Genomic DNA, 7,668 nt, shown 5'->3' on the forward strand with positions numbered 1-7,668 from the left:
GCTGGCTGCCACACCGATCGTTCCGGCAGCCGCGTCGGCGGCTCCGGCTGCGGCCGTGCCGCCATTGGCGTGGGAGAGTGGCCTGGAGCTCGAGGCGCAGGCCATGCTCGCCGAGGGCCGCACCGACGTCTGGGATGCCTTGTCGCGCCGCTTCGAGTCTCGGCTGATCCTGACGGCGCTGGCCAGCACGCGCGGCCGCCGCATCGAGGCGGCCCAGAAGCTCGGCATCGGCCGCAATACGATCACGCGGAAGATCCAGGAGCTGGGCCTCGAATAGCCGCGGGGCCTAGCGGTTGCGCTGGCCGAGGGTCAGCGTGTCGAGCTGGAACTGGCCGCTCTTGTCCCACAGCCAGGTGTCGACATAGGTGTGGGCGCCGATCTTGCCCGGGCTCGGCAGCGGCGATGCGCCCTTGATCAGCTCGGCGATCATGCCGCTGACTTCCGGCGCATGACTGGGCGTCCGGCTGAAGTGCACGGCGATGACGCGGCCGTCGGCATCGATGTCGGTCTCGGTGACGACCACGGCGTACACCAGCGGCGGAATCTTGCCCTTGTAGATGCGCTGCGGATACTTCTTGTAGATGGCGGCGGCGCCGAACTTGCGGTAGGCACGCACCGCCGGCGTTTGGACCGTGATCTGGTGCTCGGCAGGCGCCCCGGCCGAGGTCCCGTCACCGGTGCTCCGCGCAGCCCCGGAGGCGGCGTCCTGCCTGGCGTCCGGCTTCAGCGCCCCGCAGCCGCCGAGTGCGAGCGCAGCGGCCAGGCCCAGCAGCAGTGCGGTGTCTTTCATGGGTCGAGCTCCAGGATCACGGGTGCATGGTCGCTCGGCTTTTCCCACTTGCGCGGCACCCGGTCAATCATGCAGCTCTTGACGCGCGGCACCAGCGGCTCGCTCACCAGGATATGGTCGATGCGCAGCCCGCGGTTCTTCTGGTAGCCGAGCATRCGGTAGTCCCACCAGGAGTAGCTCTTCGGGGGCTGGTCGAACAGGCGGAAGCTGTCGGTCAGGCCGAGCTGGAGCAGTGCCTTGAAGTGCTCCCGTTCCTGGGTCGTGTGGTGGATGGTCTCGGCGAGCCCGACCGGGTCGTAGCTGTCGCGGTCTTCGGGCGCCACGTTGAAGTCGCCGAGAAGCACGAGATTCGGGTGGCTGGCCAGTTCCTGCCTGAGCCAGTCGCACAGGCCTTCCAGCCACTTCATCTTGTAGGCAAACTTGTCGGTGCCGGGCGCCTGGCCATTGACGAAGTAGCCGTTGACGATGCGCAGTTCGCCGGCCGGTGTGTCGATGGTCGCACTGATCACGCGCGAATGCTCATCGGCGAAGCCGCCGATGTTCTTCAGCACGTCGCGCACGGGTGCCAAGCTCAGGATCGCGACGCCGTTGTAGGTTTTCTGTCCGAACACCGCTGCATCGTAGCCGGCCGACTTGAGCACCTCCAGGGGGAACTTGTCGTCGGTCAGCTTGAGTTCCTGTAGGCACAGGACGTCGACCGGGTTGGCGATCAGCCAGTCCAGCACGTGCTGGAGGCGGGCGGTGAGGGAGTTGACGTTCCAGGTGGCAATTTTCATGAAGGGGGAAAGTCCAGGATGATTTCCTAGGACTTTAGCTGCCGGGAGCCCCGATTACATCCCCCAGCGCAGCGCCGCCGTATGCACCGGTGCGTCCCACAACGCCAGGGTCGCGGCATCCATCGCGCTCACGGTGACCGAGCAGCCCGCCATTTCGAGCGAGGTCACGTAGGAGCCCGTCAGATGGCGCGCGACCTTGAGCCGGTGGCCGTCGAGCACCCTGCGCACCGCATGCACCATCAGGTACAGCTCCATCAGCGGAGTGCCGCCAAAGCCGTTGACGAGCAGCAGCACCTCCTGGCCGGCCTTGAGCGAGAGGTCCTTGAGGATTGCGCCGCTGAGTTCCGCTGCGATGTCGTCGGCCGACGCCAGCTTGACCCGGCGCCGGCCGGGCTCGCCGTGGATGCCGACGCCCATCTCCATCTCCTCCGGACCGATCTGGAAGGTCGGCTTGCCGGCCGCCGGCACGGTGCACGAGCTGAGCGCGACACCCATCGACGCCGTGGCCTTGTTGACCGAATCCCCGAGCGCCTTGAGCGCCGCCAGGCTGTCGCCGCGCTCGGCCGCGGCGCCGACGATCTTCTCGACGATCAGGGTGCCGGCGACGCCGCGGCGGCCGGTCGTGTAGGTCGAGTTCTCGACCGCGACGTCGTCGTTGACGATCACCGTCGCGTTGTCGCAGTCGACCATCTCGGCGGCCATCTGAAAATTCATCATGTCGCCGGAATAGTTCTTGACGATGAACAGCACGCCGGCGCCGCTGTCCACGGCCTGCGCTGCGGCCAGCATCTGGTCGGGCGTGGGCGAGGTGAACACCTGGCCCGGACAGGCCGCATCGAGCATGCCGTGGCCGACGAAGCCGGTGTGCAGCGGCTCGTGCCCCGAGCCGCCGCCCGAGATCAGCGCGACCTTGCCGGGCTTCGGTGCGCGCCGGCGCACGAACTGGCCGGCCTCGCCGAGGGTCACGATGTCGGCGTGCGCGGCTGCGAAGCCGTCCAGGGATTCGGACAGCAGGGAATCGACCTCGTTGATGAGTTTCTTCATGGTGCGCTTTCAGGCGGAAAGGGAAGTCGGTCGGGCGGGCGATTGCAGGCTGTCGCAGATCGCGCCGATGATCAATGCCACCGAGCGCGAGCCCGGGTCGACGTGGCCCAGCGCCCGCCCGCCGAGGAAGGACGCGCGGCCCTTGATGGCATCCATCGCGGCGGTGGCGTCGGCGCTCGCGAAGGCGCACTCGCGGACCCGGCCGGCCAGGTCGCAGCCGCCTTCGGCAAGCACCTTCTGCACCGGGTCGAGCACGTCGAGCAGGGTCTTCTGGCCGACCTCGGCCTTGCCCAGCCGGGTCAGCGCCTTGATGCCCGCGTCGAGCGCGCTGGCCATGCTGCTCGCCGTGGGCGAGTCGGGAAGTTCCTTGCCGAGCGTAACCATCAGGGTGCCGAACACCGGACCGGAGGAGCCGCCGATGGTCGACATGCAGGTCATGCCCATCGTGCGCAGCGCCTGGTTGAGCGACTGGTCGGCCAGTTCGTCGAGCTTGGCCTGGATGGCCAGCGCGCCGCGCCGCATGTTCAGGCCGTGGTCGCCGTCGCCGATGGCCTGGTCGAGCGCGGTCAGCTCTTCAACGTGGTCGATCAGCGTCTGGGTTGCGTTGCGGATCAGTTCGATGTCGGCCATGTGTGTTCCCGTGATGTGTGCCTGTTCAGGCGCCGATGCGCCGGCCCTCGGCATCGAACCAGAGCGGGCGGGTCAGCTCGACCTGCACCGCGTCGTTCGGCTCGAAGCTCTCGCTCGCCGGCGCCGAGACGATCAGCTCCTGCTCGCTGTCGTCGAGAACGACGTGCACCAGGTGCAGGTCGCTCAGTCGCTCGATGCGCCGGACCCTGGCCGGGCGGTGCGCAGTGGCTGCCGCCTGGCGATGCAGCCGCAGGTGCTCTGCACGCGCGCCGACGGTCGTCGCATGAGGCGGTGCGTCGAGCGCCGGAACCAGCACGCGCGCAAACAGGTTGATGCGCGGCGAGCCGAGTCGCGAGGCCACGTGGGCGCTGCTCGGGTTCTCGTAGATCTGCTGCGGCGTGCCGACCTGCACCAGCGCGCCGGCGTCGAGCACGCCGATGCGGGTGGCCATCGTCATGGCCTCGATCTGGTCGTGCGTCACGTACAGCAGGGTGGCGCCGAGGTCCTGCTGGATGCGCTTTAGTTCGAGCCGCAGGTCGTTGCGCAGCTTGGCATCGAGCGAGGACAGCGGCTCGTCCATCAGGTAGAGCGACGGGCTACGCACCAGCGCGCGGCCGATCGCCACGCGCTGCATCTGGCCGCCCGAGAGCCGGGTCGCGGGGTTCTTGAGCTTGTCGTGGATGCGCAGCATGCGCGCCACTTCCTCGACCTTGCGGCGCACCTCGGTCTCGGGGACCGGACGCAGCGGCGAACGCAGCGGGAAGGCCAGGTTGTCGTAGACGCTCAGGTGCGGATAGAGCGAATACTGCTGGAACACGAAGGCCACGTCGCGCAGCGCCGGCGCCAGGCTGGTCACGTCGCGCCCGCCGATCGATACGCGGCCCGCATCCGGCCGTTCGAGGCCGGCCACCAGGCGCAGCGTGGTGGTCTTGCCGGCGCCGCTCGGTCCGAGCAGCACGAAGAATTCGCCGCTCGGCATGTCCAGGCTCAGGCCGTCGACCGCCTGCACCGCGCCGAAGCGCTTGCCGATGTTCGCGAGGCGGAGCTCAGCCATGGCGCGCTCCCTGCCGGGCCCGCTGCGGCGCCTCGTCGCGGGCGGTGCGCAGCGCACGGCCCGACGTTGCATCGAACAGCGAGATCGCCGAGGCATCGAAAGCCAGCCCGACATGGTCGCCGCGCGTCACCGGCAGCGCGACGTCGACCTTGGCGCGCAGCGTCGCGCCCTGCGCGGTGGCCAAGGTCACGACGGTGCTGGTGCCAAGGTACTCCGTGGCGAGCACTTCGGCGCGCAATGCGGATGCGGCATCGAAGCGCACGTGTTCGGGCCGCACGCCGCACAGCAGTGCGCGTGGCGCGAGGTCCTCGCGCAGGGCCGGCACGGCCACCGGCGCATCGCCGATCCGGATCGCCTGCCCGCCGTTCGCCAGGCCCCCTTCGAAGGGCAGGAAGTTCATCGACGGCGCGCCGATGAAGTCGGCCACGAAGACGCTGGCCGGCCGCTCGTACACCTCGAGCGGCGCGCCGAGTTGCTCGATCACTCCGTCGTTCATGATCGCGATCACGTCGGCCATCGCCATCGCCTCCATCTGGTCGTGCGTCACGTAGACGGTGGTGGCGTGCAGCCGGTCGTGCAGCGCGCGCAGCTCCTGGCACATCACTTCGCGGAACTCGGCGTCGAGTGCGCCGAGCGGCTCGTCCATCAGGAAGGCCAGCGGCTGGCGCACGATGGCGCGGCCAAGCGCGACGCGCTGCCGGTCGCCGCTCGACAGCTGCGACACCGGCTTGTCGAGCAGGTGCATGATGCGCAGCGTGCGTGCCGCCTGCTCGACCTGGCGGCCGATCTCGGCGCGCGCCATGCCCTGCGAGACGAGCGGGAAGGCGATGTTGCGCCGCACGTTCATGTGCGGATAGAGCGCGAACATCTGGAACACGAAGGCGATGTCGCGTGCCGATGCGCGCTTGAAGCTGACATCCTCGCCGCCGAGGAAGATCTGGCCCGAGGTCGGCAGCTCGAGCCCGGCGATCATCCGCAGCGTGGTGGTCTTGCCGCAGCCCGAGGGGCCGAGCAGGCAGAAGAACTCGCCGTCGCGCACGGCGAAGCTCGAGTTCTTCACCGCGGTGAAGTCGGCGAAGGCCTTGTGCAGCTGGTGGACGCGGATCTCAGCCATGGCTCAGGCGGGAAACTTGGAGACCACCATGAACAGCGCGGTGCCGAACAGGGTGGTCAGGAACGACCAGGTGAACAGGCTCATCGCCAGCGGCTGCAGCATCATCACGAGACCCGCGGTGATCACGAGACAGGCGACAATCTCCATCGGTCCGCGGCGCAGCCAGCGCGGCCAGCGGCGCGCAGCGGTCGGGGGCAGGGCGGTCGGCATGGCTGAAATCACTCCTACTTGCGCACGGCGCCGAAGGTGATGCCGCGCAGCAGGTGCTTGCGCAGCAGGATCGTGAACACCAGGATCGGGATCAGGAATAGCGTGGTGCCGGCCGCGACCGCGGGCCAGTCCTGGCCGCCTTCGCCGATGATGATCGGAATGAAGGGCGGCGCGGTCTGCGCCGTGCCCGAGGTCAGCAGCACCGCGAAGGCGTATTCGTTCCAGGCGAAGATCAGGCAGAAGATCGAGGTGGCGACGATGCCGGTGGTGGCCTGCGGCAGCACCACCTTGCGGAAGGCCTGCAGCCGCGTGTAGCCGTCGACCATCGCCGCCTCTTCGTATTCGCGCGGGATCTCGTCGATGAAGCCCTTGAGCAGCCACACCGCGAGCGACACGTTGACCGCGCTGTAGAGCAGGATCATGCCGAGCCGGGTGTCGGACAGGCCCAGCTCGCGATACATCAAGTAGATCGGAATCGCCACCGCGATCGGCGGCATCATCCGCGTCGACAGGATGAAGAACAGCAGGTCGTCCTTCAACGGCACGTCGAAGCGCGAGAAGGCGTAGGCCGCCATCACGCCGATGCCGACCGACAGTACGGTCGAGCCGAAGGCGATGATCAGCGAGTTGACGAAGCGCGGGATGTAGTTCGACCGGCCGGCCACCACCATGTTGTCGTCGCGCGCCACCTTGTCGCAGACGGCGCTCGGCGGCGGCAGCGCGGCGATGTATTCGGGCGTCTGGCGCGAGCGCGTAGTGAAGAGGTTGCAGTAGCCCTGCGGCGAGGGCGTGAACAGCAGCTTCGGCGGATAGCTGATCGAATCGGGCGGCGTCTTGAAGCCGGTCAGGATGATCCAGGCCAGCGGAATCATCGTGACCAGGGCGTACAAGACCACGATGGCGCCCGCGAAGGCCCGGGTGCGTGAACTCGGTTCGACGACGGAGTGCGCGGTGCTGATGCCGGTGCTCATGATGCTGCCTCAGCGGTTCTTCACGTGGTTGAGCGCCTTGACGTAGATGTTCGCCAGTCCGAACACCGCCACGAAAAGGATGATCGCGAACGCCGACGAATAGCCGGTGCGCCATTTCTCGAAGGCCTCGCGCTTGAGGGTGATCGACGCAAGTTCGGTCGCCGAGCCGGGCCCGCCCGAGGTCAGCAGGTTGACCATGTCGAACATCTTGAAGTTCTCGATGCCGCGGAACAGCACCGCCAGCATGATGAAGGGCAGCACCATCGGCAGCGTGATCGACCAGAACTGGCGCCACTTCGAGGCCCGGTCGACTTCAGCCGCCTCGTAGATGTAGTCGGGGATCGAGCGCAGCCCGGCGAGGCAGATCAGCATCACGTAGGGTGTCCACATCCAGGTGTCGACGATGATGATCGCCCAGGGCGCGAGCTTGACCGAGCCGATCATCTCAAACGACGACGCGGGAACGCCCGAGAGGTACGCCACCGCGTAGTTGAACAGCCCGGTCTGCGGCTGGTAGAGGAAGGCCCAGAAGTTGCCGACCACCGCGGGCGACAGCATCATCGGGATCAGGATCATCGTGGTCCAGAAGCCGTGGCCACGGAACTTGCGGTCGATCAGGTAGGCCAGCGAGAAGCCGATCAGCACCTGCAGGAAGATGGTCCAGAACAGGAAGTGGGCGGTGGCCTGCATCGCCAGCCAGATGTCGGGGTCGGTCAGCACCGACACGTAGTTGTCGATGCCGACGTCGACCACCGCCGCGTTCGGCCGGTTGGCGCGGTAGTTGGTGAACGACAGCTTGATGGTCCAGATCAGCGGGAAGATGTTGATCGCCAGCAGCAGCAGCATCGTCGGGCCGACGAACAGCCATGCGATCGTGCGGTCGGAGAGGCCGCGCATCCGCACCGCCACGCCGGGCGGCGTGGCCTGGGCGGCGCGGACGACGATGACGGCCGGGTTTTGCATCGGCGAACGTTGGGTGGGTGCCGAAGGAGGGCGCCTACTTCGACTTGCCGTCGTCCTTGAAGACCTTCTTCCAGTCGACCACCAGCGCATCGAGTGCCTCCTTCGCGGTGCCCTTG

At 67.7% G+C, this 7,668-nt stretch carries 10 protein-coding genes; 1 reads left to right on the forward strand and 9 read right to left on the reverse strand.

Annotated features, from left to right (window positions below):
- On the forward strand, positions 1-277 hold a 277-nt coding region (locus AC1DY5_RS34240; RefSeq protein WP_478118762.1), incomplete at its 5' end, for a helix-turn-helix domain-containing protein.
- A gap of 9 nt (positions 278-286) precedes the next feature.
- Here the strand turns inward: AC1DY5_RS34240 and AC1DY5_RS34245 are convergent.
- From AC1DY5_RS34245 to AC1DY5_RS34285, 9 genes are read right to left on the reverse strand one after another with little or no spacing between them, the layout of a single operon-like run.
- Positions 287-790, reverse strand: a complete 504-nt coding sequence (locus AC1DY5_RS34245) for a hypothetical protein (RefSeq protein ID WP_478118764.1) — start codon at positions 788-790, stop codon at positions 287-289.
- On the reverse strand, positions 787-1,566 hold the full coding sequence (xth, locus tag AC1DY5_RS34250) for an exodeoxyribonuclease III (RefSeq protein WP_478118765.1): 780 nt from the start codon (positions 1,564-1,566) through the stop codon (positions 787-789). Before xth ends, AC1DY5_RS34245 begins: the two co-directional genes overlap by 4 nt.
- Before the next feature lie 54 nt (positions 1,567-1,620).
- Entirely contained in the window at positions 1,621-2,610 is a 990-nt protein-coding gene (gene dhaK, locus AC1DY5_RS34255) for a dihydroxyacetone kinase subunit DhaK (protein ID WP_478118767.1), read from the reverse strand.
- Between the two features lie 9 nt (positions 2,611-2,619).
- The gene (dhaL, locus tag AC1DY5_RS34260; RefSeq protein ID WP_478118769.1) at positions 2,620-3,240 is read right to left on the reverse strand and encodes a dihydroxyacetone kinase subunit DhaL; all 621 of its coding nucleotides are present in this window, start codon (positions 3,238-3,240) and stop codon (positions 2,620-2,622) included.
- 25 nt (positions 3,241-3,265) lie between these two features.
- Positions 3,266-4,294, reverse strand: coding sequence for an ABC transporter ATP-binding protein (locus AC1DY5_RS34265; RefSeq protein WP_478118771.1), 1,029 nt, complete (start codon positions 4,292-4,294; stop codon positions 3,266-3,268).
- Positions 4,287-5,408 carry an ABC transporter ATP-binding protein gene (locus AC1DY5_RS34270; protein WP_478118772.1) on the reverse strand — a complete coding sequence of 374 codons (1,122 nt, stop codon included), beginning with the start codon at positions 5,406-5,408 and terminating at the stop codon, positions 4,287-4,289. The genes AC1DY5_RS34265 and AC1DY5_RS34270 overlap by 8 nt, the downstream gene beginning before the upstream one ends.
- Before the next feature lie 3 nt (positions 5,409-5,411).
- Positions 5,412-5,618, reverse strand: a complete 207-nt coding sequence (locus AC1DY5_RS34275) for a hypothetical protein (protein ID WP_478118773.1) — start codon at positions 5,616-5,618, stop codon at positions 5,412-5,414.
- A 14-nt stretch (positions 5,619-5,632) separates the two neighbouring features.
- The gene (locus AC1DY5_RS34280; protein ID WP_478118775.1) at positions 5,633-6,589 is read right to left on the reverse strand and encodes a carbohydrate ABC transporter permease; all 957 of its coding nucleotides are present in this window, start codon (positions 6,587-6,589) and stop codon (positions 5,633-5,635) included.
- Positions 6,590-6,598: 9 nt separating this feature from the next.
- Positions 6,599-7,552: a carbohydrate ABC transporter permease gene (locus AC1DY5_RS34285; protein WP_478118776.1), complete on the reverse strand. Its 954-nt coding sequence runs from the start codon at positions 7,550-7,552 to the stop codon at positions 6,599-6,601.
- Positions 7,553-7,668: the final 116 nt, after the last annotated feature.

This window comes from Variovorax sp. P4_D9 (assembly GCF_056401695.1).